Genomic DNA, 26,663 nt, shown 5'->3' on the forward strand with positions numbered 1-26,663 from the left:
CCTATGTCCAAAAAGACCTGCGTCTTCACCAGCGCCGCATTGAACTACATTCCGAAGGTCCGGTTGCTGTTCAAATCACTGCGCAAACTGCACCCCGAGATTGAGCTGCACCTGGCGCTTTCGGACGTTCTGCCGGAAGACATCGACCTGAGTAACGAGCCGTTCGATGAAGTTCACCCGCTCGCGACGCTCGACATCCCCGACGTGCAAGGATGGGCCTTCTGCCACAACATCGTCGAGCTTTCGACGGCAATCAAGCCATTCGTGCTGCAGAAGCTGCTCGAGCGCGAAGGCGTGGACCGCGTGCTGTACTTCGATCCGGACATGGTGCTGTTCTCGCGTGTGGATGACCTGCTTGGAGCGCTAAATGAGGCGAACGTCATCCTGACGCCGCATCAAGTCGAGCCGGAAACGCGCTTGAGTGCCGTCATCGACAACGAGATCTGCAGCCTGAAGCACGGCGTTTACAACCTGGGCTTCGTGGGCGTGTCAGCAACGGAGGAAGGCATGCGCTTCGCGGAATGGTGGAAGCAGCGCATCTATCACTTCTGCCGCGCGGATATCCCGAACGGTCTGTTCACCGATCAACGCTGGATCGACCTTGTGCCTGCGTTCTTCTCGGACGTTGCGATCATCCGTTCTCCCCGACACAACGTCGCGCCCTGGAATCTGACGACGCGCAAAATCACCGGCGACTTCCAGCAGGGCTTCAAGGTCAACGGCGAGCCGCTAGGCTTCTATCACTTTACGGGCTTCGACAGTGGCGCACACCGAATCATGGCGGCCATCAACGGCCAATCGGATTCGCAGGCTGGTCTGCTGATTGATTGGTACGACAAGGAAACTGAACATCTCTCGTCGGACCCGCTCACCAAGAAGAGTTGGGTGTACGGCACTTACTCGAATGGCGAAAAGATCCTCCCGCTGCACCGGCTGATCTATCGCGAACGCGTCGATCTGCAGCGTGCGTATCCGAACCCGTTCGACGCATCGAACGAAGGCTTCCATGGCTGGCTTCAGGGCCAGGCGAAACATGAGTATCCAGGCGTCGAGGGCGGCGCGCCCGGCGAAGCGCTGCAACAGCTCAAGCAGCAGCTTACCGCCGGCTTCACGCCCAACCATCCGGAAAGCCTGCAATGGCGGCGCATCAGCCGTATGGCAGCGGACGCGATTAGCAGTCCGCAGCATGCCGGGCGGTACGCAGTGCGCGCGTGGGAGATTCTGAAGCAGGAAGGATTGAGCGGTATAAGACGGCGCCTGGTGTAAGAGCACCGCCATTGATTAATAGAGATGCATGAGGACGTCGAGGGTCCAACAACATGAAGCTGATTGCAACATCAGACGTGCACGGTAAGGCGGGGATCATCACCTACAACCTCGTCGGCGCGACAATCGCCAAAGAGGGAGCGACTTTTGTAGCGGAGTTGGACGGCCAGGTCGATCAGGCCGTTTCGGCGATGTTCTATCCGAATGACGCCGTGGTTTTCAACGTGCATACGCACTTGCTGAAGAACGGTGCGCACACACTGACTGTGAGCACGCGGCACGCGCTGCTCGGCACGGTCACCGCCAGTGCTGAATTCTCCGTAATGAACGGCTCCGAGCTGTCGGAACAGGTTGCCGACCTGCTCACTAAGAGCAACGTGCCCGTCCTGTTCGCCGGCCTGTGCGATTCATCGTTCTATCCATACGGTGCCGCCGAGGCCACGGCTTGGTTCGATCGTCCGGACGCGGATGCGCATATCGAGCGTCTGCTCTCGCAAGGCGAGATCGACGCCACGGAGGCGGAGGCGCTGCGCGGCTTCGTGAAGAACGCCTTCATGGTGCTCGAAGACCTGCTCGACGACGAGCTCGTCGCCGCCGTCAACGGCGAGATTGATCATGCAATCGAAAGCGGCTATCAGGGCTACGAATACGGCACGAGCCAGCGCATCGAGCACCTTCACGTGACATATCCGAATATGCGAAAGCTGTGGCTGGACCGCCGCCATCTACGCTTCGCCGATACCATTTTCAATGGTCTTGCCCGTCCATGCCAGACGCTCACATACGTCTTCGGCAGCCAGCAGGATGCGCATCAGGACACGATTCACCTCACGCCGTTCCCAGCGGGCTACATGTGCGGCATCTGGATCGCCTTGCAGGATGTGCAGGAAGACAGCGGCGAGCTGATCGTCTATCCGGGCAGTCATCGCGAGCCGCGTGTCTACTTGCGCAACTCGGGTTGCGAAAAGGTCCAGTCCGACTGGTCGGAGTTCGGCGCGAAGGTGGTGCCGATGTGGAAGGACATGGCTTCGCGCTACGAGCCATTTGTCTATCGGCCGAAGAAAGGCACCGTGCTGATCTGGCACGAGAACCTCCTGCATGCTGGCTCGGTTCGTCGCGACATGTCGCGCCCGCGCCGCTCGGTGGTGATCCACACGTTCGCCGATGGGGCCATCGGTTACTACGACTCCACCGGTATGGCGGGCAGCGCAGTCAACGTTCAGCAGCTGACGCAAACCGTGTAAAGAGCAAGAGGACGCGCATTCGCGTCTGCGATGTGCGCGTAATGCCTACTACGAGAAGATGAACTCACCAGTCAACGAGAACGACTCTGCGGAGACGGACCTCATCAGGTTTCGCTGGTCCGTAGACCATTCCGCGATCAACGAAGAAGGAGCGCTGCTCATCTTTGGGTGGGCCATACATGACACGCAGGAAATTGTCGCGATGCGGGCGCTGCTCACATTCAGCGACGGCTCGCAGCAGAAATTCCAGGCCGTCTATGGCACAGAACGGACGGATGTCGCCCAGTCGGTCAACGACAACCCCCGTGCGTTGAGCAGCGGCTATTACATTTTCGGCCAGGCCCAGCGCACGGACATTGTTTCACTGTCGCTGCAAGGCCATCTTGCCAACGGCGAGTGCGCCAAGCTGCCGACCAATAGCACGATTGCAGTGCCGCGGCGTGACGCGGCGCAGGGAGCTAGCACGCCGCGGATCACGGTCTATCGGCATCTGGCCGTGCGAGCGCTGCAGTTCATCCGCTCGGGACGTTATCACGATCTGGTATCGGCCGCGAGCCGCTACCTGCGGGGCAAACCGCAGCATGTCGCCGACGGCATCGCACACGTGCGCAAGATGGCCGCCGAAGCGCGCGGCGCGGCCCAGCTGATTATCGACCACGATCTTGGGGGCGGCGCCAACCATTTCCGGCACTCGCTGGTTAGGGACCTGTTGGGCACCGGCGCGACGATCTTCATCTTGACGTTTCACGTACCGACGCTGCAGTACGTGCTCGAATGCCGCCGGCGTAACGAATCGATGCGGCTCACCGTAGATTTCGGCGAATTCCTGCAGGCGCTGCCTGATCTAAAGTTGCGCCGGGTGCATTGGAACAATGCCGTTTCGTTCACACGCCAGATTACGCTGCTGGATGCGCTGACGTCGCTGGTGCGGCGCACGACCGTGCCCATCACGTATTACCTGCATGATTACCACAGCATCTGTCCCTCGCATTTCCTTTTGGACAAGGACGGCGAGTACTGCGGCGTGCCGAGCATCACTCGGTGCCTGAAGTGCATGCCGGAAATGAAGGACGGCCTTGTGTCGCTGTTCGCCGAGCGAGACCCCCACCTGTGGCGCAGACGCTGGGAGGCATTCCTGTCGGAAGCGGATGAGATCGTTTACTTTTCGGAGGCGAGCATGGCTTTGCTAATTCGCGCGTTTCCGCAGCTTGCGCGACATCCGGGTTTGAAGCTTCGGCCACACGACATTTCGGACTTTGTGTCGAGGCCATTGCCGTTCGATCTGCGCGCGCCATTGAATATCGGCGTCGTAGGGCGGATCAATGCGCACAAAGGCGCACGCGTGGTGGGGCAGATGGCGGCTGCGATCAAGGATCGAGGCGAGGACGCCCACATCATTGTGCTCGGCGCGCTCGACGGCGTGAGCAAGTCGCGGACGATTACGATCACGGGCTCATATGATCGCGATGAACTTACGGGCCTAATTGCGAAGCACAAGGTTAATGTGATCGCCTTCACCTCCATCTGGCCGGAGACCTTCTCGTTTGTTGTGGCGGAAGTGATGAGCCTCGGTCTGCCGATTGTCTGCTTCGATCTCGGGGCGCCGGCCGAGCGCGTGAAGAACTACAGGCTCGGCCGCGTGGTCCCGCTCGGCGACGGCGAGGCATTACTGGAAGCCGCGGCGGCATTGCGCGACAATCTGCTCAAGGTGCCGCAAGCGCAGAAAGAGCCAAGAGCCGGGCGCGAAGCGGATCGTAAGCGCGAAATTAAGCGCACCTAGCTGTTGCAGCTGAGAGTGGGCATGCTTGCATCCGCAACTACAATTTGCGGACGCAAGCATGATGGACAGCGAAATTGAAATTCTGCCGGCTTTGCGCAACTCGCTAACCGGCTGCAAGCAGCGGCCGCCCCGTAGAATCAAAGTTGAACGTCTGGCTAGCGCCTCTATTCGCCTACCGCCTCTGCACTTACGAGGTTGACCAGCTCACGCGCCGCATGGATGTCGGCATTGATGAGGCGTGACAGTTCCCGCAGCTTTTCCCGCTGACCATCGTTCCATGCGTTCTTCGATGCCGTTGCTTTACCCGCCGCCGTTCTAGGTCCGGTCGACTGCTTCCACGGCGACCACCTTCGGATCGCCTCGGCCTGCTTTGCCCTTCGTTCGGGTGTCCAGCCATTCGCCATTGCTTGCTCCCATTAGTTCGTTTGGAGCAGAAAGGGAATTTGCCGCGCGCGTATGAAGTGATTCGCTGGCATATGTATGGTTGTTGACTTGCTGATGGCCCGCCGAGATGTTCGCCTGTTTGATATACGGCGGGGTAGGTTCAATGGGTCGTTGCAACACCTTCCTATTAATATCGAATGAGGGAGGGCTGACGAATGGCACAAATGGGACGGCCAGGGTTGCCGCCAGAAGGCAAGTTAGAGGTTTGGCGACGGTGGCGGGCAGGTGAATCATTCCTTGGCATCGGGAAGGCGCTAGGCAAGCCTGCAGGGTCGATCTACGGCGTGATCCGACTATGCGGAGGGTACACCCCTGCTGCTCGTAAGCGGTCGTTGCGGGCATTGACCTTGAGTGAACGTGAAGAGATCTCGCGCGGCGTCTCAGCTGGACTTTCAATTCGAGCGATTGCCCGCGAGTTGAAACGCGCGCCTTCCACGATTTCCCGTGAGATTGCGCGTAACGGCGGAACAGGCCACTATCGAGCTCTGGAAGCGGATGAGCGAGCCATGCGGGCTGCTCTGCGACCCAAACGCTGCCTGCTGGAGCAGAACCGGCGCTTGCGCTATGCGGTCGAGCGTAAGCTTTGCCGCGAATGGTCTCCAGAGCAAGTGAGCGGTTGGCTTAAGAACCGATATGCCGATGACGAGGCGATGCGCGTGTCTCACGAGACGATCTATCGCAGCCTGTTTGTGCAAGCGCGCGGCGTTCTGAAGAAGGAGCTGCAGTATCACTTGCGGACCCAACGGAAGATGCGTCACTCACGCTTCTCCAGCACGAAGGGCGCTCGCAATAAGATTGCTGACGCGGTTTCTATTCACGAGCGACCACCTGAAGCAGCCGACCGTGCGGTGCCTGGTCATTGGGAAGGAGATCTCGTCAGTGGCGCCAACAATACTCATGTCGCCACGTTGGTCGAGCGGCGCTCGAAATTCACCATCATCGTCAAGGTAAAGGGAAAGGACACGGTGAGCGTTGTTGCGGGCCTGAAGCGCGAGGTTAAGCGGTTGCCGCAGCATCTACGCAAATCGCTCACCTGGGACCGCGGCATGGAGCTGGCGAACCACAAAGACTTCACGATCGCCACGGATGTGAAGGTCTACTTCTGCGACCCGCGAAGTCCTTGGCAACGCGGTACCAACGAAAACACGAACCGACTTCTGCGTCAGTACTTGCCCCACGGTACGCAACTTGATCAATACTCGCAGGCAGAACTGAACAAAATCGCAGCACGGCTCAATGAAAGGCCCAGAAAAACATTGGGCTTCATGTCTCCGGCCGATAAACTACGCGAGGCTGTTGCAGCGACCCATTGAACCTACCGGCGGGTTCTTCAGTATCCCCAATGCCTCGGCGGTCGCTCTGGCCTGCGCCTGAGCCTTGAGCGCCAGCCGCATGAACGTCTCCAGATTTTTCATGTTCTCTTGGCTGCCTGCCCGTTGCAGCAGGTTGTGGAATAAAGTGTCCAGCGTGATGACCTGATTTACCAGCAACTTCTCAACCCGCCCCAGATTGCCGCCGCTGACTTCGCCGCCGGCCTTCTGCAGCTCGGTCAGCACGTCAGACACTTGCAGATCATCGCCGCAGCTAGAGAACTGCTTGATATTCGCGGGCGCCAGTGCCCCCCGGGTCGCCATCGCTGCTAACATTTGCGACGTGCTCATACCGTCCTTGATGCCGTCGACTTGTTGATTTGCACCGAATCCTGACCCACGAATTGCATCGAGAACTGACCCACTCCAAAGGGAGTTAGTTGTTGCTTTGTGCGGGCTGTTTGGCGGTGCGTTTCTCCTTCTTGGGTTGGGTGGTGCTGTGCTTGAAACGATAGCTATCGTTGCCGGTTTCCACAATGTGGCAGTGATGGGTAAGGCGATCGAGTAGCGCAGTGGTCATCTTGGCGTCGCCAAAGACACTGGACCATTCGCCGAAGCTCAGGTTGGTGGTGATAATCAGGCTGGTGCGCTCGTAGAGCTTGCTGATCAGGTGGAACAGCAACGCACCACCGGTCTGGCTGAAGGGCAGATAGCCCAGTTCATCAAGGATCACCAGGTCGGCATACATCAGTCGCGTGGCCAGGTGGCCGGGCTTGCCGGAATTCTTCTCCAGTTCCAGTGCGTTGACCAGTTCGACGGTCGAGAAGAAACGCACCCGGCGATGGTGATGCTCCACGGCCTGTACCCCGAGGGCTGTGCCCAGGTGCGTCTTGCCCGTGCCAGGGCCGCCGACCAGCACGACGTTGTGGGCGGATTCAAGGAACTCGCAGCGGTAAAGTTGCCGCACCAGCGCCTCGTTGGCCTCGCTGCAACTGAAGTCGAAGCCGGTCAGATCCCGGTAGGCTGGGAAGCGCGCCACCTTCATCTGATAGGCCAGCGAGCGCACCTCACGCTCAGTGGTTTCCGCCTTGAGCAGGCGAGACAGAATGGCAACGGCGGACTGATAAGCCGGCGAGTCCTGAGCCGCCAGGTCGCCCAGCGCCTGAGCCATACCGTGCAGCTTCAAGGATTTGAGCATCTCCATCATGGCTTCATGCTGCATGCGGCACCTCCCGGTCACGCAGGCTGTCATAACGCGCGACGTTGGCTTGTGGCTCTACCTGCAAAGCCAGTGCCTGGGGCGTGGTGATGGGAGCCGTCGGCCCGCCTTCAAGCAGGCGGCTGAGGATATTGAGAACGGTCTGCTTGGAGGCGGCACCTGCTTCGAGCGCAGTTCCACCGCGGTCAGCACAGCCTGTTCGTCGTGCAGTAGTACAAGCGCCAGGATCTCGACCATCTCCCGATCGCCGCCGGGCCGCTTGAGCAGCGTGGCCTGCAGGCGCCGGAAGCCCTCTGGCAACTCGGCGAACGGTGCGCCGTTGCGCAGCGCGCCGGGCTTACGTTGTAGCACCGCGAGGTAGTGACGCCAGTCATAGAACGTGTGGCCGGGATGGTGACCGCGATTGATGTGCCGTACGTGCTCGGCGATCATCTGGCCTTCGGCGACAAACACGAGCCGCGTGGCATAGACCCGCAGGCTGATGGGCCGGTTGGCAAACGAGGCGGGCACGCTGTAGCGGTTGCGCTCGAAGGTCACCAGGCAGGTGGGTGACACGCGCTTGGTGTGTTCGACAAAGCCGTCGAACGCCTGTCCCACCGGCATCAGGTGCGGCCGCTCCTGTGACCAAGCCTCCCAGATGGTCATGTCCAGCTCCGGGTGGCGGGTCTGCTGCCACAGGCGCACACATTGGTCGGCCAACCAGTCATTGAGCGCGGCTAAAGAACTGAAGGCTGGAACACGTTGCCAGATCCGGTGCGGCTGTCCTGAACGTTCTTCTCGATCTGGCCCTTCTCCCAGCCCGAGGCTGGATTGCAGAACTCGGCATCGAACAGGTAATGGCTAACCATGGTACCGAAGCGCAGGTTGACGTCGCGCAGCTTGCCCTGGCGCACCCGGTCGACGGCCGTCTTCATGTTGTCGTAGATGCCGCGGCGCGGGATACCGCCCCACGCGACAAAGGCGTGGTGATGGGCATCGAACAGCATCTCGTGGGTCTGCAACAGGTAAGCGCGCAGGAAGAAGGCCCGACTGTGGCTCAGCTTGAACTGGGCTACCTGCAGCTTGGTGCGCTCGCCAGCGATGACGGCCCAGTCCTCACTCCAGTCGAACTGGAAGGCCTCGCCCTCGGCAAAGCGCAGCGGGATAAAGGTGCCGCGCCCGGAGGTACGGGCTTGCTCCTGTTGTTCCTGGCGCCAGCGACGCGCGAACGCCGCGACGCGGTCATAGGAACCGGTGAAGCCCAGAGCACACAGATCGGTATGGATCTGCTTGAGCGTGCGTCGTTGCTTGCGCGGCTTGTTTGCCTCGGTCTTGAGCCAGGCGGCGAGCTTGGCGGCATGACCGTCGAGCTTGCTCGGGCTGCGCCGTGCGGGATAGGCGGGTGCGGTGACGTCAGTGCGCAGATAGCGCCTGACCGTATTCCTGGAAATGCCCAGGCGTCTGGCGATCTCGCGCAGCGGGATCTGGTCGCGAAGATGCCAGCGTCGAATGATGCTCAGTATGGCCACGTCGATCACTCCGAACTCCCGCTCGTTTCCAAGCGGGCAAGTGTTCTATACGTGGGTCAACATTCGATGCAAATACCTACCGGGGGTGGGTCAGGATTCAGTGCAAATCAACACGGTGCGATCCGGACGCAAGCGAGAACTACGGAAAAATCGCGGAAAAGTCGTGGAATCGTGAGTTTCTCAGACCTTCGATGGCTCTGAAGAAACCGCAATCAAATCAATGACCTGAAGCTGATGGTGCCCGGGGTCGGACTCGAACCGACACGCCTTGCGGCGGGGGATTTTGAGTCCCCTGCGTCTACCTGTTTCACCACCCGGGCTGGATATCTGGCGACGGGCGAGAATGCCTGTCGCACTGCGATGAATCGCGGATTATGCCGGAAATCGCCCAGTCGGACAACCCGGGGCGGGTTTGGTGTCAGCGTCCGCGCCGGGCGTTGGTGGCGCGGTTGCGGTCGTAGAAGCCGGGCGGCTTGCGGGCGATCCAGCGGATGAAATCGGCGATGGCTGGATGGGCGCGCAGCGCGTTCCAGTCGTGATAGGTCGTGGCCAGTTCCGCCTCGGTGAAGACCGAGTGGATTTTCTGGTGGCAGACGCGGTGCATTGGCACGACTGCCCGGCCGCCGTGGCTGCGTGGCACAGGGTGGTGGAGGTCGGTTGTGGCATCGTCCAGCAACCTGCGGCCGCATAGCGGGCAGAGCGATCCGGCTGCGGTTGGCGCTTCGGGGGGCGGGCCGAGTTGGCCATCGTGGCCTTCTCGCAGACGGCGCTTGACGACCATTGGTATTCCTGTGGAGTCAGGGAGGGGCGGCAGTTGCGGTAGGATAGCGCGCAACCGCGCCTTGCGGTGCCCCCCCGAGATGCCACTGGAGCCGAGTGCCATGTCAGTCCAGCCGCCCCTGGATGTTGCCCCTGCCGCCACGTTTGCCGCATTGGCTGAACTCCCTTCGCAGGACCCCGCGTTTTACGCGCAGCAGTACAACAATCGCGCGAACGTGCCCGAGAATCCCGTGCACATGGCGCGCTGGGCGGCGGATTCGGCGCTGGCGCGGGCCGGTGCGATCGAGTATTTCGAGGATCTGTCCTACGGAGAGGCGGATTCGCCACTGGTCGCCACCGAGACATACGACTATTTCCCGGCCATGCACGTGCCGGATGGCACGCGTCCGCCATTGCTGGTGTTCCTGCACGGTGGCTACTACCGGGCGCTGGACAAGCGCGATCACAGTTTTGTGGCCAGCGTGCCGACTCGGCGCGGTGTGTCGGTGGCGGTTGTCAACTATGCGCTGTGCCCGGACGTGACCGTTGAAACGATCGTGCGTCAGGCACTGGAGGCGGTGGCATGGCTGTATCGCCAGGCTGATGCGCTGGGCCATGACCCGGATCGTATCTTCCTGGCCGGACATTCGGTGGGTGGCCATCTGGTGACCATGCTGATGACGGCGCTGTGGCCGCAGGTCGGCGCCGATCTGCCGGTGGATCTGGTCAAGGGTGGCCTGTCGATCAGCGGTTTGTACGATCTGGAGCCGCTGCGTCGCACCGCGTTCCTGCAGGCCGATCTGAAGCTTACGGAGTCGGACGTCGCGCGCATGTCGCCGGCATTCATGCCGCCGGCCACGCGCGCGCCGCTGATCACGGCGGTGGGCGAACTGGAGTCGAGCGAGTATCACCGCCACAACGCGCTGATTCGCGCGGCATGGCCCGACAATGTGCGCGAGCCGATCGCGCTGCCGGGCCGCCATCACTTCAATGCGATGGATGACCTGATGCGCGACGACAGTCCGATGATGCGCGCGCTGCTTGGGATGATCGCGGGGTTTTGAACGGCTTGGTGGGGCCGAGGGCGAGCGGACGCCAGTCGCTCGCCTACTGGGCGACCCCACAGGGTGACTTTCGTCAGCCCTTCAGTTCCAGCACCTTCAGCAGCGACGACGTATCGTCCTTGCCCCAGCCCTGATCCATCAACTCGCCGAGTTGCGCCGACGTGGCGCGCATCGCCGGCAACTCAAGTCCGATCTCGGTGGCGATGTCCGCCGCGAGTCCGAAATCCTTGGCGTGGAGCCGCGACTCTATGCCAGCGGAGAAATCGCGCGTCACCATCTTCGGGCCGAGCATGTCGAGCATACGGCTGCCGGCCATACCGGTGGACATTGCCTGGAACACCTTGGCAGTGTCCACGCCCTGCGCGCCGGCAAAGCGCATGGCTTCGGCGATGCCTTCGATATTGACCACCTGGGCGATCTGGTTGCACAGCTTGGCCACCTGGCCCGCGCCGCTGTCGCCGATGTGCGTGATGGTCTTGCCGATCTGCTCCAGCAGCGGACGCACCTTTTCCAACGCTTCGGCCTTGCCGCCGACCATGATCGTCAGCGTGGCGGCTTGCGCTCCCACCGTGCCTCCCGATACCGGACAGTCCAGCGCCTCGATGCCGCGCGCTGCCAGCGCTTGCGCGATCTCGCGCGTGACGATCGGCGAGATCGTGCTGTGGTCGACGCAGATCGTGCCTGGCGCGGCGCCTTCCACCACGCCGTTCTGGCCGAGCAGCACTTCGCGCACGTCCTCGGACGATGTCACGTTGGTGAAGACGACGGCCGCGCCTTGCGCGGCTTCCGCGGGCGTGAAGAACGGTTCCGCGCCCAACTGGCGCGCGGCATCGGCCGCTTCGGGGCGGCGCACAAAGGCGCGCACGGTATGGCCGGCGCGGATCAGGTGGCCCACCATCGGCGCGCCCATCGCGCCCAGGCCAATAAATGCTACGGTGGTCATGAATGCTTCCTCGAACTTGTCTTACTTGTCGCCTGCGTAGGCGAACTTGCCATTGCGCACCACGCCCATCACGCGGGCACGCTGGTCGAAACCTTGATGATCCTGCGCGCTCAGGTTGAGCACGCCATTGGGCACGGTCAGGTTGTGCGTCGATTCGATCGCGTCACGCAGCGCGGCGCGGAACGCTGGCGTGCCAGGCTGCGCGCCGCTCTTGAGCGCGCGTCGGCTGGCATCGTCGAGCAGCAGCCATGCGCCCCATGCATCGCCAGCAAACTGCGTCACCGTATCCGGGCCGTACTTCGCTTCATAGCGCGCGACGAAATCGAGCGCCACCTTCTTCACCGGATGGCTATCGGGCAACTGCCGCGCTACCACCACTGGCCCGGTCGGAAAGAGTGTGCCCTCGACGTCCTTGCCACCCACGCGCAGGAAGTCCCACGACGCAATGCCGTGGGTCTGGTAGATGCGGCCCTTGTAGCCGCGCTCGCCGAGTGTCTTCTGAGGCAGCACTGCCGGCGTGCCCGAGCCCGCAATCAGGATGGCATCCGGATTCGCCGACATCAGCTTCAGTATCTGCCCGGTCACCGACGTATCGGTGCGCCCGAAGCGCTCGTTGCCCACCACGCGCAGGCGACGGATCTCGGCCATCTTCGAAAACTCGCGCCACCAACTTTCGCCGTAGGCATCGTTGAAGCCGATGAAGCCCACCGTCTTCACGCCCTGGTTGGTCATGTGCTCGGTCAGGATCGTCGCCATCAGGGCGTCGTTCTGCGGCATCTTGAATGCCCAGCGGCGGCGTGCGTCGCCGGGCGGCTCGATGATCGAAGCCGAGGCGGCCAGCGCCACCATCGGCGTCCCGCTCTCTGCAATGGCGTCGAGCGCGGCAATCGCGTTTGGCGTGATGTTGGGGCCGACGATCACATCGACCTTGTCCTCGGCGATGAGCTTGCGCACGTTGCGCACGGCAGCAGCCGGGTCAGTGGCGTCGTCGAGCACGATGTACTGCGCGCGCTGGCCGCCAAGCGTCTGCGGCCACATCTGCACCGTGTTGCGCGACGGGATGCCGATCGCGGCGGCGGGGCCTGTGGTCGACAGGTCGACGCCGACGCGGATATCGGCATGGGCCGACCCCGAGGCGACACCAAAAGACAACATGGACATCACTGGCAGCAGCAGCTTGCGCAGACGCATCGGCGAACTCCCGGACGAGACAGGATCGTGAAGAGGACGACTTTGGGGACGGCTTCGGGGACGACTACGTGGCTTACTTCGCAGCCAGTCGCCACAGCGACGTAATCTCGGCCTTGCGCGCGGCGAAGAGCGGGTCGTCGGCATCGGCGGCCTTCGGGTGGCGCGGGCGGATGTCGGAGCGGCCAAGCACCTTGAGCCCCGCCGCATCGATCCAGCCAAGCAGTTCGTCGCGCGTGCGCAGGCCCAGATGTTCGGCAAAGTCCGACAGGATCAGCCAGCCCTGGCCATCCGGCGTCAGATGCGCGGCCAGGCCGTTCAGGAAGCCGCGCAGCATCCGGCTGTCCGGGTCGAACACGGCGTGCTCGATCGGCGAGCTCGGGCGCGCGGGTACCCACGGCGGATTGCAGACCACGAGCGGCGCGCGGCCTTCGGGGAACAGGTCGGCTTCGATGATCTCGACGTCGCCCGTCAGTCCAAGCCGCTCGACGTTGGCGCGGGCGTTGCCGAGCGCGCGGGCGTCCTGATCGGTGCCCACCACGCGCTTCACGCCACGCTGGGCCAGCAGCGCCGCGAGCACGCCGGTGCCGGTGCCAATGTCGAACGCCAGGGTGCCCGATGGCAGCGGTTCTTTCGCCACGAGGTCGATGTACTCGCCGCGTACAGGCGCGAACACGCCGTACCACGGATGGATGCGCTCGCCGAGCGCCGGGATCTCGATGCCTTTCTTGCGCCACTCGAATGCGCCGATCAGGCCGAGCAGTTCACGCATCGACGCCACGTACGGCGTGTCGGACGGACCGTAGACCTGCTCGCAGGCTTCATGCACATCGGGCGCGCGGCGCAGCGGCACCACGTGGCCGGCCTCGAACGGCAGCAGCAACATGCCGAGCGTGCGGGCTCGCTGCGACTGGACGAGCCGGTGCTTGTGGAATGCCTCGGTGAGGCTGGCGGGCGGCTTCGGCGCCTTCTTCGGCTTGCGATCGACGCGCCGCGCCATCGCCTGCAGCAACTGGCGCGCATTCTGGAAGTCGCCGCGCCAGAGCAGGGCGGTGCCTTCGCTGGCCAGACGGAACGCGGTATCGGCCGGCGTCTGGTCGTCGGCGATCACCACGCGTTTCGGCGGGGGCAGGCCGGCTTCGGAACGCCACATCGCGCTGCGCTCGGCGCCGTCTTCGGTCCAGTGGATCGTCGGGAGGGAATCAGTGACTGACATATATATAGGGCAGGGTGCTTCGAGCGATGCTCAGAGTTCGTAGGCTTCGTGGTCGCCCGACATCGCCTGTTCCACCAGCTTGCGGTTCAGGGTCGGCGAGAACAACTCGATGAATGTATAGACGAAGCTGCGTAGATAGGCCCCCTGCTTGACGGCCAGGTGGGTGACATTGGTGCCGAACAGGTGGCCGGCGGGAAGGCCGCGCAGGTTGCGGTCACGTTCGGGGTCGTAGGCGAGGCCGGCCACGATGCCGACACCCAGGCCGACCTCGACATACGTCTTGATGACGTCGGCGTCGATGGCCTCCAGCACGATGTCCGGCTGGAGATGGCGCAACTCGAATGCCTTGTCGATCTTGGGCCGGCCAGCAAAGTTCACGTCATAGGTGATCAGCGGAAAGGTGGCCAGGTCTTCCAGCGTCAGGTGCTTTTTCTCCAGCAGTGGATGGTCAGGTGGCGTAATCACCATGTGCTGCCACTGGTACCCGGGCAGCGACACCAGGCTCTTGTCGCCCGAGATGCCCTCGGTGGCGATGCCCAGATCGGCCTGGTCATGCAAGATCATGTCGGCGATCTGCGCCGGATTGCCCTGCTGGATCGACAGCCGCACCTTCGGGTAGCGCTTGGTGAACTCGCTGATCACGCGCGGCAGCGCGTAACGGGCCTGGGTATGGGTGGTGGCGATGGTGAAGTTGCCCTGATCCTGTGCCGCGTAGTCCTTGCCCACGCGCTTCAGGCTTTCCACTTCCTGCAGGATCTTCTCTACCGAGGTCAGGATGCGTCGCCCCGGTTCGGTCAGGCTGCGAATCCGTTTGCCGTGACGTGTGAAGATATCGACACCTAGCTCCTCTTCCAGTTCGATAATCGCCTTGGAAACGCCGGGTTGTGACGTATAGAGCGCCTTTGCGGCCTCCGTCAAGTTGAAATTCTGACGGACAGCCTCACGCACAAAGCGGAATTGATGAAGGTTCATATAACTGCGTCCGTATAAACAAACAACTTCTTATTAGTTTGAGGTATGAGGCGAGTTTATTACGATTCTCGAACTTTGTTAAACGTTCGGCCTGCCCGTATTGCGTCCAGCCCCCAGCCTGTATAGGTGACGCGGACGAGGGGAAAGCCGGGCAACTCGAGAATCCCCCCCGATGTCCCTTGCCTATACCGTTTCCGGTCTGCTGGTAGGTCTCCTGGTCGGTCTGACCGGAGTCGGCGGGGGTTCGCTCATGACGCCGCTGCTGACGCTGTTGTTCGGCTTCTCGCCGGCCACCGCGGTGGGCACTGACCTGGCGTTTGCCTCGATTACCAAGGGCTTCGGCACGCTGGCCCACCGGGCGCACGGCCATGTGCAGTGGCAGGTGGTGCGCCGCCTGTGCGTGGGCAGCCTGCCGGCCGCCGTGGCCGCCATCCTCGTGCTCAAGAGCGCGGGTGAACTCAATGCGCAGTGGCTCCACGCGATCCGCGTGACGATCGGTGTGTCGGTCCTGCTGACCGTGCTGTCGCTGCTGTTCCGCAAGCAGATGCTGGCCTGGCTGGCGCGTAACCCGCGCTTCCAGCTCGAAGGCCGCAAGCAGGTGGTGGCCACCGTGCTGGTGGGCGCCGTGATCGGCGTGCTGGTGACGGTGTCGTCGATCGGTGCCGGCGCCGTGGGCGCGACCCTGATCCTGCTGCTGTATCCCCATATGAAACCGGCCGAAGTGGCCGGTACCGATATCGCCTACGCGGTGCCGCTCACGGCCGTGGCAGGGCTGGGCCACGTGTGGCTCGGCACGGTCGACTGGAATCTGTTGCTGGCGCTGCTGGTGGGCTCGATCCCCGGCATCTGGCTCGGTGCGCAACTGTCGCGGGCACTGCCCGAGCGGATCGTGCGCGCCGCACTTGCCACGACGCTGACGCTCGTGGCCATCAAGCTCGTTTCATGAGACCGGTTATGAATGATTCAGGCGTCGTTTCGCGGCCTTGCCAGAACTGCTTCGCTTCATTCCTGACCAGCCTCCCTAAAGTTACCGAATACTGAACGGACCCACACCATGTATCAGTACGATCAATATGACCAGCGTATCGTCCAGGAGCGCGTTGCCCAGTTCCGTGACCAGGTGCGTCGCCGCCTGTCCGATGAGCTGACCGAGGAAGAATTCCTGCCGCTGCGCCTGCAGAACGGCCTGTACATGCAGCGTCACGCCTACATGCTGCGCGTGGCGATTCCGTACGGCCTGCTGGCCTCGAAGCAGATGCGCATGCTGGCCCATATCGCCCGCACCTACGACCGCGACTACGGCCATTTCTCCACGCGCCAGAACATCCAGTACAACTGGATGGATCTGGAGCGCGTGCCCGACGTGCTGGACGACCTCGCCAGCGTCGAAATGCACGGCATCCAGACCTCCGGCAACTGCGTGCGCAACATCACCACCGACCAGTTCGCCGGCGTGGCGCCGGACGAGACGGTGGACCCGCGCGTGCTGGCCGAACTGCTGCGCCAGTGGAGCACGTTCCAGCCCGAATTCGCGTTCCTGCCGCGCAAGTTCAAGATCGCCATCTCGTCGTCGGCCGATGACCGCGCCGTGGTGCAGATGCACGATATCGGCATCTATGCGTACAAGAACGCCGCTGGCGAGACGCGCCTGCGCATCCTTGCTGGTGGAGGTCTGGGCCGCACGCCGATTCTGGGCACGATCATCAAGGAAGATCTGCCGTGGCAGCACATGCTGACCTATGTGGAGTCCGCGATCCGCGTGTACAACCGCTACGGCCGCCGCGACAACAAGTACAAGGCCCGCATCAAGATCCTGGTGAAGGCCATCGGCGCCGAGAAGTTCGCCGCCGAAGTGGAAGAAGAGTGGAAGTTCAGCAAGGACGGCCCGGGCACGCTGACGCAGGCCGAGTTCGATCGCGTGGCGCAGTACTTTCAGCCGCCCGCCTACGAAAAGCTGCCCGACACCGACGCATCGTTCGAAAAGCACCTGCTCGAGAACAAGGCATTCGCACGCTGGGTCAACCGCAACGTGCACGCGCACAAGGTGCCGGGCTATGCATCCGTGACGCTGTCGACCAAGCCGGGTCCGGTGTCGCCCCCGGGCGATGCCACGTCCGCGCAAATGGACACGGTTGCCGATTTCGCTGATCGCTATGGCTATGGCGAACTGCGCGTGGCGCATGAGCAGAACCTGGTGCTGCCCGACGTGAAGAAGCGTGACCTGTTCGCACTGTGGGAAGACGCGAAGAAGGCAGGTCTGGCCACGGCCAACATCGGCCTGCTGACCGACATCATCGCCTGCCCGGGCGGCGACTTCTGCTCGCTGGCTAACGCCAAGTCGATTCCGATCGCGCTGGCGATCCAGGAGCGCTTCGACAACCTCGACTACGTCTACGACCTCGGCGACATCTCGCTGAACATCTCGGGTTGCATCAACGCCTGCGGCCACCACCACGTCGGCAACATCGGCGTGCTGGGCGTCGACAAGGATGGCGCCGAGTGGTACCAGGTCACGATCGGCGGCGCCCAGGGCAATGACACGGCGCTGGGCAAGGTGATCGGCCCGTCGTTCAGCGCCCACGAGATGCCCGATGTGGTGTCGCGCATCATCGAGACATTCGTGGCCAACCGTGTTGGCGACGAGCGCTTTATCGAAACCGTTGGCCGGATTGGCATCGCGCCGTTCAAGGAACGGGTGTACGCGGACAAGCAGCGCGAAGAGCGCGCCGAAGCCTGACGAACGGAGTTACCGAACATGGCAAAGATCATTCAACTGCAACGCGACGCCGCCGAATTCCGTCCTGTCATCGTCGACGATAGCTGGACCGTGCTGCGTGCCACCGAAACCGAACCGCTCGACGAGGCAAAGATCGCTGTCGTCGCGCAAGGCACCGACGCCGTGCTGTTCCCGCTGTCAGTGTGGAAGGCGAACGAAGCCCTGCTGGCTGGCCGCGACAAGGCCATCACCGGCGTGTGGCTGGCGCCGGAAGACGAGCCGGGCGACGCCGAAGCGCTGTTCGATCGCGTATCGGTCGTGGCCGTGGACTTCCCGGTGTTCCGCGATGGCCGCGGTTTCTCGTCGGCCTATCTGCTGCGCACGCGCTACCACTGGGCAGGCCAGCTGCGCGCGATCGGTGACGTGCTGCGCGATCAGCTCAACTTCATGAAGCGCTGCGGCTTCGACACTTTCGCGGTGCGCGCCGACAAGAACATCGACGACGCGCTGAAGGGCTTCACCGAGTTCACGGTGGCCTACCAGGCTTCGGTGGACGAGCCGCTGCCGCTGTTCCGCCGCGCACGTGCCGACGTGACCGCCCGGGGCGTGGCATGAGCTCCGTGATCTCCGAGATCCCAGTCGTCGACGGTTCGGTGTCGTCGCTGCGCCCCCCAGCGCTGTGGACGAAGCCGGCGTACGCCGGCACGATCGAGGCGCTCGAAGTGAAGGAACGTGAACTGGCCGAACGCCTGTCCGGCATCGCGGCACGTTTCTTCCGCGCGCGCTTCGCCACGAGCCTGGCCGCCGAAGACATGGTGCTGACCGACGCGATCCTGCGCGGCAGCCCGGCCGTGCGCGCCGGCATCCGCGTGTTCACGCTGAACACCGGCCGCCTGCACGCCGAAACGCTTGCTGTGCTGGACAAGGTCGAGACGCACTACGGCTACACGATCGAGCAGTTCACGCCCGACCAGGAAGCCGTGGAGAACTACCTGAAGAAGAACGGCCTGAATGCCTTCTACGACAGCGTGGACCTGCGCAAGAGCTGCTGCGGCATCCGCAAGGTGGAACCGCTCAATCGCGCGCTTTCGCACGCCGATGCGTGGATGACGGGCCAGCGCCGCGAGCAGGCCGTGACGCGCGCCGAACTGCCGTTCGAGGAAACGGACGAGTCGCGCGGCATTCCCAAGTTCAATCCGCTGGCCGACTGGACCGAGGCCGAAGTGTGGGCGTACCTGTCGCGCCACAACGTCCCGGTCAACGCGCTGCACGAGAAGGGCTATCCGAGCATCGGTTGCGAGCCCTGTACGCGGGCGGTCAAGGCCGGCGAGGATGTACGCGCCGGACGGTGGTGGTGGGAGAGCAAGGACTCGAAAGAGTGCGGGCTCCACGAACAGAACATCAAGCACTGAACAGAATATTTGAGGCCGAGAACGACATGGGCATCATGAACGACATCGCAAGCGCAGGCATCCCCGCCAACGTGGAACACCTGCTGCAGGTCCAGAACGACCACCTCGACCGGCTCGAAGCCGAATCGATCTACATCATCCGCGAGGTGGTGGCCGAGTGCCGCAACCCGGCGCTGCTGTTCTCCGGCGGCAAGGATTCGATTGTCATGCTGCATCTGGCGCTCAAGGCCTTCCGCCTGGGCGACCGCAAGGTGGAGCTGCCGTTCCCGCTGGTCCACATCGACACCGGCCACAACTATCCGGAAGTGATCCAGTTCCGCGACCAGCGTGTGGGCGAACTGGGCGCGCGCCTGGTGGTGGGCCATGTCGAGGATTCGATCAAGCGTGGCACCGTGCGCCTGCGCAAGGAAACCGATTCGCGCAACGCCGCACAGGCTGTGACGCTGCTGGAAACGATCGAGGCGCACAAGTTCGACGCGCTGATGGGCGGTGCCCGTCGCGATGAAGAAAAGGCTCGCGCCAAGGAGCGCATCTTCTCGTTCCGCGACGAGTTCGGCCAGTGGGACCCGAAGGCCCAACGCCCGGAACTGTGGAGCCTGTACAACGCCCGCATGGCCCAAGGCGAGCAGATGCGCGTGTTCCCGATCTCGAACTGGACCGAACTCGACGTGTGGCAGTACATCGCCCGCGAAAACCTGGCCCTGCCGCCGATCTACTACGCGCACGAGCGCGAAGTGGTGCGCAAGAACGGCCTGCTGGTGCCGGTGACGCCGATTACGCCGAAGCAGGATGGCGATGTGAGCGAAGTGCTGTCGGTCCGCTTCCGCACCGTGGGCGACATCAGCTGCACGTGCCCGGTGGCTAGCACCGCGGCCACGCCGGTGGAGATCATCGCGGAGACCGCGGTGACCGAGATCACCGAGCGCGGCGCCACCCGCATGGACGACCAGACGAGCGAAGCGTCGATGGAACGCCGGAAAAAAGAAGGCTACTTCTAAATCGACGCAGCAGAGGAATACGACAATGTCTCACCAATCCCAACATCAAGGCCTGCTGCGTTTCATCACCGCGGGCTCCGTGGACGACGGCAAGAGCACGCTGATCGGCCGTCTGTTGTTTGACAGCAAGGCAGTGCTGTCCGACCAGCTCACCGCGCTGGCCAACGCCAAGAACAAGCGCACCGCTGGCGAGCAGATCGACTTCTCGCTGCTGACCGACGGCCTCGAGGCCGAGCGAGAGCAGGGCATCACGATCGACGTGGCTTACCGCTATTTCTCGACCGCGCGCCGCAAGTTCATCATTGCCGATACGCCGGGCCACGAGCAGTACACGCGCAACATGGTGACGGGCGCCTCGACTGCGCACGCCGCCATCGTGCTGGTGGATGCCACCCGCGTCACGGTCAAGGACGGCCGCGCCGAGCTGCTGGCCCAGACCAAGCGTCACTCGGCAATCCTGAAGTTGCTGGAACTGCAGCACGTGATCGTCGCCGTGAACAAGATGGACCTGGTTGACTACAGCGAGCAGCGCTTCAACGAGATCCGCGCCGCCTACATCGAACTGGCCGCGCAACTGGGCCTGAAGGATGTGACCTACGTGCCGGTGTCGGCACTGCGTGGCGACAACATCGTCCATGCCAGCGACGCCATGCCGTGGTACCAGGGCGAGCCGCTGCTGCCGCTGCTGGAATCGCTGCCGGTGGAAGATGTGGCGCCGGTAGGCGATGCCGCGCTGCGCTTCCCGGTGCAACTGGTGGTTCGCCAGGACGGTTCCGCCGCCGACGACTTCCGTGGCTACGCTGGCCGTGTGGAAGCCGGCACCGTGCGCGTGGGCCAGAAGCTGCGCGTGCTGCCCGCCAATCGCGAAGCCGTGGTGGCCGAAGTGCTGACGCCGAATGGATCGGCCGATTCCGCCAGCGCCGGCGACACCGTCACGGTGCGTCTGGCCGAAGACGTTGATGTATCGCGTGGTGACATGTTCGTGTCGGCCGATACCGCCGCCGAATCGGCGAAGAAGCTGACTGCCGACCTGTGCTGGTTCGATGACGAGTCGCTGAACCCGTCGCGCAAGTACGTGCTCAAGCACACTACGGCCAGCGTGTTCGCGCGCGTGTCGGCGGTGGATCGCGTGCTGGATGTGCATACGCTGTCGCACGAAACCGGCCGCCATGAGATCAACCTGAACGACATCGGTTCGGTGCAGATCTCGCTGCAGAAGCCGATCGTCTGCGATACATACGGCGACAATCCGGCGACGGGCGCGTTCGTGCTGATCGACGAAGCCACCAACCACACGGTGGCGGCGGGCATGATCCGTGCGTATGCCTGATATCGTCTGAGTCGGGCATTTCATACAGCGAGGGTCAGGATGGACAGGCAGCACGGCAAGGCCACGGGCAAGGTGTACCTGATTGGTGCGGGTCCCGGCGCGGCCGATCTCATTACGGTGCGCGGCGCACGACTGTTGGGCGAGGCGCAGGTCGTGCTGCACGATGCACTCGTATCGCCCGAGATGCTGGCGTGGTGTCCGCAGGCCGAACTGGTCGAGGTGGGCAAGCGCTGCGGCCAGCGTTCCACGGCGCAACTCTTCATCAATCGCCAGATCGTCGATCTGGCCACGAAGTACGAGCGCGTGGTGCGGCTCAAGGGCGGCGACCCGATGCTGTTTGGCCGCGCCGACGAGGAGTTGCAGGCGCTGGAAGCGGCCGGTATCGAGTACGAGGTGGTGCCCGGCATCACCGCGGCGCTCGCGGCGGCCAGCGCGATCGGCCGGCCCTTGACCAAGCGTGGTGTATCGCGCAGCGTGGCGTTCGCTACCCAGGCCAAGGCGGCCGATGCCGTCGACGTGGAGGCCGATGTGAAGGCAGACACGATCATCTACTACATGGGCCGTGATCAGGCGGCGAACATTGCGACGCAGTTGATCGCTCGCGGCAAGCCGGCGTCGACACCCGCATGGGTAGTGGAAGCCGCTACGACGCCGCGCCAGCGCAGCCACCAGTTCACGCTGGGCCAGATGGCGGCAGGCGAGGCGGCACGCTGGATGGACCCGGTGCAGCCCAGCCTGCTGATGATCGGCGAGGCCTTGGGGAGCAGGGCGACGGAGTACGTGGAAGCCGAACGCGCCGCGTGATCGGTTTGCCCGGTGGAAAAAAGGCCAGAGATTGACTCTGGCCTTTTTGCATTTTGTGTCCCGGGCTAATGTCCAGAATCGGGGGCGGGAGCGGGAGAAAGGGTCAGCGCGCAATATGCCGCGATGGCATCGAGCACGCTGTCGACTTCGCCGACCGCATCCGAAGCGCGAATCTCCACCCCCGGATACTTCGCCCGGCACGCGTCGATCAGCAGCGGGAAATCGCGCCGCAGATGCCCACCCTGGCCGAAGAACACCGGCACGACCGTGATCGCGCCAACGCCAGCCGCCGCCAGCTCGTCGATGGCGTCCTCCAGCGACGGCGTCATCAGTTCCAGGAACGCCAGTCGAACCGCACAGTCCGGCAGCAACGCCACGAGCTTTTCGTGAAGCCGGTCGAACGGATCGCGCCAGCGCGCGTCGCGCGCGCCGTGCCCGAACAGGATGAGCCCTTGTCGCCCAGCGCCCATGATCAGTGGCGATCGACCCAGCGCAGCGCGCCGAGCGCAATCATCAGGTAGAGCGTGCCGGGCACCAGCGCGGAGACGATCGGCGGCCAGGTATGCAGCAGGCCCACGTGCGAGAACAGCGTGTTGGACAGGTGGAACGACAGGCCCAGCATGATGCCGCCGAACACCTTCACGCCCACCGCGCCCGCACGGGCATGGAGGTATGCGAACGGCAGCGCCAGCGCGACCATCACGAACAGCGTCAGCGGATACACCACCTTCTTCCAGAACGCGATTTCGTAGCGCTGCGTGTCCTGCTTGTTGTCGCGCAGGTGGCGGATGTAGCGGAACAGGTTGACCGTCGACATGTTCTCCGGCTGCACCAGCAGCACCGACAGGATCTGCGGCGTCAGCTCGGAGTGCATCAGGATGTTCGGGAACTGCACCTGCTCGCCGCGGAAGTCGGGTGCCAGCGCGTCACGATTGGCGGCCGGCTGGCCGTCACGCAGCTCGATGAAGCGCGTCTCGTTGACGTCGTTGAGCTGCCAGGACTGCCCGCCCTGGTACTTGCCTTCCTTGGCCACGCGGATCACGCGCAGGCGGTAGTCCTTGTCGAATTCATAGATCGTGACGCCGGTAATCGACTGGTCGGGCCTCAGGCCTTGCACGTTCACGAAGCGGGTGATTTCTCCCGCGCCCTTCTCCTCGGGCTCGCGATCGCGGTCCTTGACCCAGACGCCCGAGCGGAAGCCCGATGACACGGTGGCACCGATTGCCTCGAGCTTGATCTTCTGCGCGTACTGTTCGGCTGCCGGGCCGATGAACTCGCCGAAGATGAACGTGGCCAGCGCCAGCGGCACCGCCAGCTTGAACAGCGAGAACAGCGCCTGCCGCGTGTTCAGGCCGGCCACGCGGAAGATCGTGTACTCCGACTGGCTGGCAAGTTGCGAGAAGACGTAAATCGCGCTGATCAGCACCGCGATCGGCAGCACCTCGTAGATACGCGTCGGCGCCTCCAGCATGACGTGGAAGAACGCGATCAGCGACGTGTACTTGCCCTGGACGCTTTCCAGCTCGCTAAGCATGTCGAAGAACACGAACAGGGCCAGCACCGCGAACAGGATGAAGGCGAAAACCCCATAGATCAGGCGAGCGAAGTAGCGCTCGTAGACGCTCAGCACCCTCATGCGCGGCCCCCGGTGGTCTTGCGGCGCAGGCCGAAGACGGCACGCCAGCCTCCCAGGCTACGGTTGGCGCGGTAGCGGAACATCACCAGCGCGCACAGGAACACGGCCAGGTGGATCGGCCAGATGGCCATCCAGAACGACATCGCGCCGGAACGGACCCAGGCCTGCGCCAGGTTGATCAGGTTGCTGTAGGTCAGGTAGATCAGCACGGCAAAGACAAGCGGGGTGTACCGGCCCAGACGCGGATTCACGTAGGCCAGCGGGATCGCGATCATCACGAAGTTGAACGCCAGGATCGGCAGCGAGATCCGCCAGAGCAGTTCGCCCAGGTTCTCGCGGGTCGGGTCGCGGATCAGGTCGATCGTGTCGCGGCTCTTGGTCGGCAGGTCGGCGGCGGCATCCTGCGGCTTGTTGTCGACCTTGACCGCGTACTTGTCGAACTCGACAATCCGGTAATTGAGCTGGCCGGGAATGCCGGCGTAGCGGCGGCCATGTTCCATGACCACCAGACGGTCGCCGTTGGGCATTGTCTCGAACTGGCCCTGATGCGCCAGCGCCACACCGATCTTGCCCGATTCGGCATTGGCCACGAAGACATTGCGCGCGTGCTTCATGTCGGCGTCGATGCCTTCGATAAACAGCACGTAGTTACCATTGGCCGGCTCGATGAAGCGGCCCGAGGCGATCATCGAGAGCACGCCGCGCTGCTCGAAGCGGTCGCGAAACAGCGCGCTCTGCTGGTTGGCCCACGGCCACGCGAACAGGCCCAGCAGCAGCGCCATGACGAAGAACGGCGCGGCGAACTGCAGCACCGGCTTGATCAGATCGCGCAGGGAGACGCCGGACGAGAACCACACCACCATCTCGGAGTCCTTGTACCACCGGGTCAGGACGATCAGCGTCGAGATGAACAGCGTGGCCGACAGCAGGATCGACAGATAGCCGATCGTCGCCAGGCCGATGAGCATCAGCACGTCGTTGGGGCTGGCCTTGCCATTGGCGGCCATTCCCAGGATACGGATCACGAGCGACGTCAGCATGAACGTCAGCATCACCAGGAACACCGCACCGGCGGTGTAGGCGAGTTCGCGCCGCAGGGCTTGTTGGAAGATCATGCAAGACACGCTTCCGGCTGCCGGCCGGAGCGGGCGATGCGCCGGGGGCCGATGGACTGGCAGGACCGCGGGCTGTCAGCTTTCTGGATCGGCGGCGGCGGATCGCGGATGAAAATCGCGGATAATGGGGGTTTCTTTTCGACGAGCCCCTTGAAGGAAGCGCGATGGAATTTAGCACAAAAGCCCTGGATCTGAGCAAAGCCGGCCAAAATGGTTTCTTGGCCACGAAGACGGACTGTCTGGTGGTTGGCCTGTTCGAGGGCCAAAGTCTGGCCGGCGTGGCCAAGGCGCTGGACGTTGCCACCAAGGGGCTGGTGGCGCGTCTGGTCAAGCAAGGCGACTTCGAAGGCAAGCGCGGCACGCAACTGATGCTGCACGAGGTGGCCGGCGTTGGCGCCGCCCGCGTGCTGCTGGTGGGCCTGGGCAAGGAAGCCGATTTCAACGACAAGGCCTTTGCCGAAGCCGTGCGCACGGCCACGCGTGCCCTGGGCGGCACGCGCGCCGCCTCGGCGCTCTGGTGCCTGGTTCAGCAGCCACCGCAGCAGCGCGACGTTGCCTGGGCCATCATCACCACGATCACGCTGGTCCGGGAGGCCGGTTATCGCCTGCTGGAGCGCCATCCCGAGCTCAAGCGCGCGCCCCGGGGCGCCGGCGCCAACGAAAAGGCGACGCTGCGCAAGATCGTGCTGGCCGTGGACGTGGGCGACGCCAAGGCCGCCTCGCAGGCCGCCGTGCGTGGCACTGCCATCGCCAACGGCATGGAACTGACCCGCGATCTGGGCAACCTGCCGTCCAACATCTGCACGCCGACCTATCTGGCCAATACCGCCCGTGGCATCGCCAAGCGCCACAAGCTCAAGGTGGAGATCCTGGGCCGCAAGCAGATCGAGGCGCTCAACATGGGCGCCTTCCTTGCCGTGACCAAGGGCAGCGTCGAGCCGCCGCAGTTCATCGTGCTGCGCTATGACGGCGCGAGCGCCAAGCAGGCGCCGGTGGTGCTGGTGGGCAAGGGCATCACGTTCGATACGGGTGGCATCTCGCTGAAGCCGGGCGAGGGCATGGACGAGATGAAGTACGACATGTGCGGCGCGGCATCGGTGCTGGGCACGCTCCAGGCCGTGGCCGAAATGGGCCTGAAGCAGAACGTGATCGCCGTGGTGCCGACTTGCGAGAACATGCCGAGCGGCATCGCCACCAAGCCGGGCGACGTAGTGACCAGCATGTCCGGCCAGACCATCGAAATCCTCAATACCGATGCCGAAGGCCGCCTGATCCTGTGCGACGCGCTGACTTACGTGGAGCGCTTCAAGCCGGCCGCCGTGATCGACGTGGCCACGCTGACCGGTGCCTGCATCATCGCGCTCGGCCACGTCAACAGCGGCCTGTACGCCCGCAGCGACGCGCTGGCGGACCAGTTGCTGGGTGCCGGCCGCAAGGCCATGGATACGGCCTGGCGTCTGCCGCTGGACGATGACTACCAGGACCAGCTCAAGTCGAACTTTGCCGATATGGCCAATATCGGTGGCCGTCCGGCCGGCAGCGTGACCGCGGCCTGCTTCCTGGCGCGTTATACCGAGAAGTACGACTGGGCCCACCTCGACATCGCCGGCACAGCGTGGAAGAGCGGCGCGGCCAAGGGCGCCACGGGCCGTCCGGTGCCGTTGCTGACGCAGTTCCTGATGGACCGCGCGGCCTAATCGGGCGTATCGGGCGGATTTTAGGATCAGGTAAAGGTAGCC

Annotated in this window: 24 protein-coding genes, 1 tRNA gene and 1 pseudogene; 13 read left to right on the plus strand and 13 right to left on the minus strand. The window is 63.4% G+C overall.

Translation table 11 applies throughout. From position 1 onward, the window contains the following. Window positions 1–3 precede the first annotated feature (3 nt). From B2246_RS25035 to B2246_RS25045, 3 genes are read left to right on the plus strand one after another with little or no spacing between them, the layout of a single operon-like run. Window positions 4–1,266, plus strand: coding sequence for a hypothetical protein (locus B2246_RS25035; RefSeq protein WP_035884696.1), 1,263 nt, complete (start codon window positions 4–6; stop codon window positions 1,264–1,266). 53 nt (window positions 1,267–1,319) lie between these two features. Further along, window positions 1,320–2,510: a phytanoyl-CoA dioxygenase family protein gene (locus B2246_RS25040; RefSeq protein ID WP_286881668.1), complete on the plus strand. Its 1,191-nt coding sequence runs from the start codon at window positions 1,320–1,322 to the stop codon at window positions 2,508–2,510. Between the two features lie 58 nt (window positions 2,511–2,568). Then, window positions 2,569–4,290, plus strand: coding sequence for a glycosyltransferase (locus tag B2246_RS25045; protein ID WP_035884698.1), 1,722 nt, complete (start codon window positions 2,569–2,571; stop codon window positions 4,288–4,290). 164 nt (window positions 4,291–4,454) lie between these two features. On the opposite strand, the gene B2246_RS25050 is transcribed toward B2246_RS25045, so the two are convergent. Continuing rightward, window positions 4,455–4,694 (minus strand): hypothetical protein, encoded by a 240-nt coding sequence (locus tag B2246_RS25050; RefSeq protein WP_080709903.1) that lies wholly within the window; start codon window positions 4,692–4,694, stop codon window positions 4,455–4,457. Between the two features lie 195 nt (window positions 4,695–4,889). On the opposite strand from B2246_RS25050, the gene B2246_RS25055 reads away from it, so the two are divergent. After that, window positions 4,890–6,047: an IS30 family transposase gene (locus tag B2246_RS25055; protein ID WP_286881665.1), complete on the plus strand. Its 1,158-nt coding sequence runs from the start codon at window positions 4,890–4,892 to the stop codon at window positions 6,045–6,047. Here B2246_RS25055 and B2246_RS25060 read toward each other — a convergent pair. The 5 genes and pseudogenes from B2246_RS25060 to B2246_RS25080 form a co-directional block, all read right to left on the minus strand. Further along, window positions 6,018–6,395, minus strand: a complete 378-nt coding sequence (locus B2246_RS25060; RefSeq protein ID WP_152564952.1) for a hypothetical protein — start codon at window positions 6,393–6,395, stop codon at window positions 6,018–6,020. The genes B2246_RS25055 and B2246_RS25060 overlap by 30 nt on opposite strands. A gap of 85 nt (window positions 6,396–6,480) precedes the next feature. Then, entirely contained in the window at window positions 6,481–7,266 is a 786-nt protein-coding gene (gene istB, locus B2246_RS25065) for an IS21-like element helper ATPase IstB (RefSeq protein WP_035884703.1), read from the minus strand. Next, window positions 7,256–8,780, minus strand: a pseudogene (istA, locus tag B2246_RS25070) (IS21 family transposase). Before istA ends, istB begins: the two are co-directional and overlap by 11 nt. 226 nt (window positions 8,781–9,006) lie before the next feature. Then, a tRNA-Leu gene (locus B2246_RS25075) sits at window positions 9,007–9,091 on the minus strand. A gap of 98 nt (window positions 9,092–9,189) precedes the next feature. Beyond that, complete coding sequence (locus tag B2246_RS25080) at window positions 9,190–9,552, minus strand: HNH endonuclease (protein WP_029307204.1); 363 nt, start codon at window positions 9,550–9,552, stop codon at window positions 9,190–9,192. Between the two features lie 100 nt (window positions 9,553–9,652). Here B2246_RS25080 and B2246_RS25085 point away from each other — a divergent pair, with 100 nt between their 5' ends. Beyond that, entirely contained in the window at window positions 9,653–10,594 is a 942-nt protein-coding gene (locus tag B2246_RS25085) for an alpha/beta hydrolase (RefSeq protein WP_035884837.1), read from the plus strand. A gap of 73 nt (window positions 10,595–10,667) precedes the next feature. Here B2246_RS25085 and B2246_RS25090 read toward each other — a convergent pair whose 3' ends face one another. From B2246_RS25090 to B2246_RS25105, 4 genes are all read right to left on the minus strand, one after another. Beyond that, the gene (locus tag B2246_RS25090; RefSeq protein WP_035884704.1) at window positions 10,668–11,537 is read right to left on the minus strand and encodes an NAD(P)-dependent oxidoreductase; all 870 of its coding nucleotides are present in this window, start codon (window positions 11,535–11,537) and stop codon (window positions 10,668–10,670) included. 21 nt (window positions 11,538–11,558) lie between these two features. Next, window positions 11,559–12,728, minus strand: a complete 1,170-nt coding sequence (locus B2246_RS25095) for an ABC transporter substrate-binding protein (protein WP_035884705.1) — start codon at window positions 12,726–12,728, stop codon at window positions 11,559–11,561. Window positions 12,729–12,801: 73 nt separating this feature from the next. After that, a complete protein-coding gene (locus tag B2246_RS25100; protein WP_035884706.1) occupies window positions 12,802–13,941 on the minus strand; it encodes a methyltransferase in 1,140 nt (379 codons plus the stop codon). Between the two features lie 30 nt (window positions 13,942–13,971). Further along, window positions 13,972–14,913 carry a CysB family HTH-type transcriptional regulator gene (locus B2246_RS25105; RefSeq protein ID WP_008644116.1) on the minus strand — a complete coding sequence of 314 codons (942 nt, stop codon included), beginning with the start codon at window positions 14,911–14,913 and terminating at the stop codon, window positions 13,972–13,974. 172 nt (window positions 14,914–15,085) lie between these two features. On the opposite strand from B2246_RS25105, the gene B2246_RS25110 reads away from it, so the two are divergent. The 7 genes from B2246_RS25110 (at window position 15,086) to cobA (ending at window position 22,173) form a co-directional block, all read left to right on the plus strand. Further along, the gene (locus B2246_RS25110) at window positions 15,086–15,859 is read left to right on the plus strand and encodes a sulfite exporter TauE/SafE family protein (protein WP_008644115.1); all 774 of its coding nucleotides are present in this window, start codon (window positions 15,086–15,088) and stop codon (window positions 15,857–15,859) included. A gap of 108 nt (window positions 15,860–15,967) precedes the next feature. Continuing rightward, window positions 15,968–17,650, plus strand: coding sequence for a nitrite/sulfite reductase (locus tag B2246_RS25115; protein ID WP_008644114.1), 1,683 nt, complete (start codon window positions 15,968–15,970; stop codon window positions 17,648–17,650). Between the two features lie 18 nt (window positions 17,651–17,668). After that, the gene (locus B2246_RS25120) at window positions 17,669–18,244 is read left to right on the plus strand and encodes a DUF934 domain-containing protein (RefSeq protein ID WP_035884707.1); all 576 of its coding nucleotides are present in this window, start codon (window positions 17,669–17,671) and stop codon (window positions 18,242–18,244) included. After that, on the plus strand, window positions 18,241–19,041 hold the full coding sequence (locus B2246_RS25125) for a phosphoadenylyl-sulfate reductase (protein WP_011517382.1): 801 nt from the start codon (window positions 18,241–18,243) through the stop codon (window positions 19,039–19,041). Before B2246_RS25120 ends, B2246_RS25125 begins: the two co-directional genes overlap by 4 nt. 26 nt (window positions 19,042–19,067) lie before the next feature. Beyond that, window positions 19,068–20,039, plus strand: coding sequence for a sulfate adenylyltransferase subunit CysD (cysD, locus tag B2246_RS25130; RefSeq protein WP_011517381.1), 972 nt, complete (start codon window positions 19,068–19,070; stop codon window positions 20,037–20,039). A gap of 25 nt (window positions 20,040–20,064) precedes the next feature. Next, window positions 20,065–21,369: a sulfate adenylyltransferase subunit 1 gene (locus B2246_RS25135; RefSeq protein ID WP_008644107.1), complete on the plus strand. Its 1,305-nt coding sequence runs from the start codon at window positions 20,065–20,067 to the stop codon at window positions 21,367–21,369. Between the two features lie 39 nt (window positions 21,370–21,408). Next, window positions 21,409–22,173, plus strand: coding sequence for a uroporphyrinogen-III C-methyltransferase (cobA, locus tag B2246_RS25140; protein WP_035884708.1), 765 nt, complete (start codon window positions 21,409–21,411; stop codon window positions 22,171–22,173). Window positions 22,174–22,238: 65 nt separating this feature from the next. On the opposite strand, the gene B2246_RS25145 is transcribed toward cobA, so the two are convergent. Genes B2246_RS25145 through lptF form a run of 3 tightly spaced genes read right to left on the minus strand, consistent with a single transcriptional unit; the run spans window position 22,239 to window position 24,924 of the window. Next, complete coding sequence (locus B2246_RS25145) at window positions 22,239–22,643, minus strand: sirohydrochlorin chelatase (RefSeq protein ID WP_011517379.1); 405 nt, start codon at window positions 22,641–22,643, stop codon at window positions 22,239–22,241. Between the two features lie 2 nt (window positions 22,644–22,645). Continuing rightward, the gene (gene lptG, locus B2246_RS25150) at window positions 22,646–23,809 is read right to left on the minus strand and encodes an LPS export ABC transporter permease LptG (RefSeq protein WP_011517378.1); all 1,164 of its coding nucleotides are present in this window, start codon (window positions 23,807–23,809) and stop codon (window positions 22,646–22,648) included. Next, the gene (gene lptF, locus B2246_RS25155) at window positions 23,806–24,924 is read right to left on the minus strand and encodes an LPS export ABC transporter permease LptF (protein WP_011517377.1); all 1,119 of its coding nucleotides are present in this window, start codon (window positions 24,922–24,924) and stop codon (window positions 23,806–23,808) included. The genes lptG and lptF overlap by 4 nt, the downstream gene beginning before the upstream one ends. Window positions 24,925–25,088: 164 nt before the next feature. Between lptF and B2246_RS25160 the strand changes: the two genes are divergently transcribed. After that, entirely contained in the window at window positions 25,089–26,621 is a 1,533-nt protein-coding gene (locus tag B2246_RS25160) for a leucyl aminopeptidase (protein ID WP_035884709.1), read from the plus strand. Window positions 26,622–26,663: the final 42 nt, after the last annotated feature.

Source organism: Cupriavidus sp. UBA2010 (assembly GCF_002335265.1).
Lineage (GTDB): Bacteria > Pseudomonadota > Gammaproteobacteria > Burkholderiales > Burkholderiaceae > Cupriavidus > Cupriavidus metallidurans.

Excerpts from the sequence above, each read along its gene's own strand:
- B2246_RS25035 (WP_035884696.1), top strand. The coding sequence starts at position 4 with ATGTCCAAAAAGACCTGCGTCTTCACCAGCGCCGCATTGAACTACATT.
- B2246_RS25040 (WP_286881668.1), top strand. The coding sequence starts at position 1,320 with ATGAAGCTGATTGCAACATCAGACGTGCACGGTAAGGCGGGGATCATC.
- B2246_RS25045 (WP_035884698.1), top strand. The coding sequence starts at position 2,569 with ATGAACTCACCAGTCAACGAGAACGACTCTGCGGAGACGGACCTCATC.
- B2246_RS25050 (WP_080709903.1), bottom strand. The coding sequence starts at position 4,694 with ATGGCGAATGGCTGGACACCCGAACGAAGGGCAAAGCAGGCCGAGGCG.
- B2246_RS25055 (WP_286881665.1), top strand. The coding sequence starts at position 4,890 with ATGGCACAAATGGGACGGCCAGGGTTGCCGCCAGAAGGCAAGTTAGAG.
- B2246_RS25060 (WP_152564952.1), bottom strand. The coding sequence starts at position 6,395 with ATGAGCACGTCGCAAATGTTAGCAGCGATGGCGACCCGGGGGGCACTG.
- istB (WP_035884703.1), bottom strand. The coding sequence starts at position 7,266 with ATGCAGCATGAAGCCATGATGGAGATGCTCAAATCCTTGAAGCTGCAC.
- B2246_RS25080 (WP_029307204.1), bottom strand. The coding sequence starts at position 9,552 with ATGGTCGTCAAGCGCCGTCTGCGAGAAGGCCACGATGGCCAACTCGGC.
- B2246_RS25085 (WP_035884837.1), top strand. The coding sequence starts at position 9,653 with ATGTCAGTCCAGCCGCCCCTGGATGTTGCCCCTGCCGCCACGTTTGCC.
- B2246_RS25090 (WP_035884704.1), bottom strand. The coding sequence starts at position 11,537 with ATGACCACCGTAGCATTTATTGGCCTGGGCGCGATGGGCGCGCCGATG.
- B2246_RS25095 (WP_035884705.1), bottom strand. The coding sequence starts at position 12,728 with ATGCGTCTGCGCAAGCTGCTGCTGCCAGTGATGTCCATGTTGTCTTTT.
- B2246_RS25100 (WP_035884706.1), bottom strand. The coding sequence starts at position 13,941 with ATGTCAGTCACTGATTCCCTCCCGACGATCCACTGGACCGAAGACGGC.
- B2246_RS25105 (WP_008644116.1), bottom strand. The coding sequence starts at position 14,913 with ATGAACCTTCATCAATTCCGCTTTGTGCGTGAGGCTGTCCGTCAGAAT.
- B2246_RS25110 (WP_008644115.1), top strand. The coding sequence starts at position 15,086 with ATGTCCCTTGCCTATACCGTTTCCGGTCTGCTGGTAGGTCTCCTGGTC.
- B2246_RS25115 (WP_008644114.1), top strand. The coding sequence starts at position 15,968 with ATGTATCAGTACGATCAATATGACCAGCGTATCGTCCAGGAGCGCGTT.
- B2246_RS25120 (WP_035884707.1), top strand. The coding sequence starts at position 17,669 with ATGGCAAAGATCATTCAACTGCAACGCGACGCCGCCGAATTCCGTCCT.
- B2246_RS25125 (WP_011517382.1), top strand. The coding sequence starts at position 18,241 with ATGAGCTCCGTGATCTCCGAGATCCCAGTCGTCGACGGTTCGGTGTCG.
- cysD (WP_011517381.1), top strand. The coding sequence starts at position 19,068 with ATGGGCATCATGAACGACATCGCAAGCGCAGGCATCCCCGCCAACGTG.
- B2246_RS25135 (WP_008644107.1), top strand. The coding sequence starts at position 20,065 with ATGTCTCACCAATCCCAACATCAAGGCCTGCTGCGTTTCATCACCGCG.
- cobA (WP_035884708.1), top strand. The coding sequence starts at position 21,409 with ATGGACAGGCAGCACGGCAAGGCCACGGGCAAGGTGTACCTGATTGGT.
- B2246_RS25145 (WP_011517379.1), bottom strand. The coding sequence starts at position 22,643 with ATGGGCGCTGGGCGACAAGGGCTCATCCTGTTCGGGCACGGCGCGCGC.
- lptG (WP_011517378.1), bottom strand. The coding sequence starts at position 23,809 with ATGAGGGTGCTGAGCGTCTACGAGCGCTACTTCGCTCGCCTGATCTAT.
- lptF (WP_011517377.1), bottom strand. The coding sequence starts at position 24,924 with ATGATCTTCCAACAAGCCCTGCGGCGCGAACTCGCCTACACCGCCGGT.
- B2246_RS25160 (WP_035884709.1), top strand. The coding sequence starts at position 25,089 with ATGGAATTTAGCACAAAAGCCCTGGATCTGAGCAAAGCCGGCCAAAAT.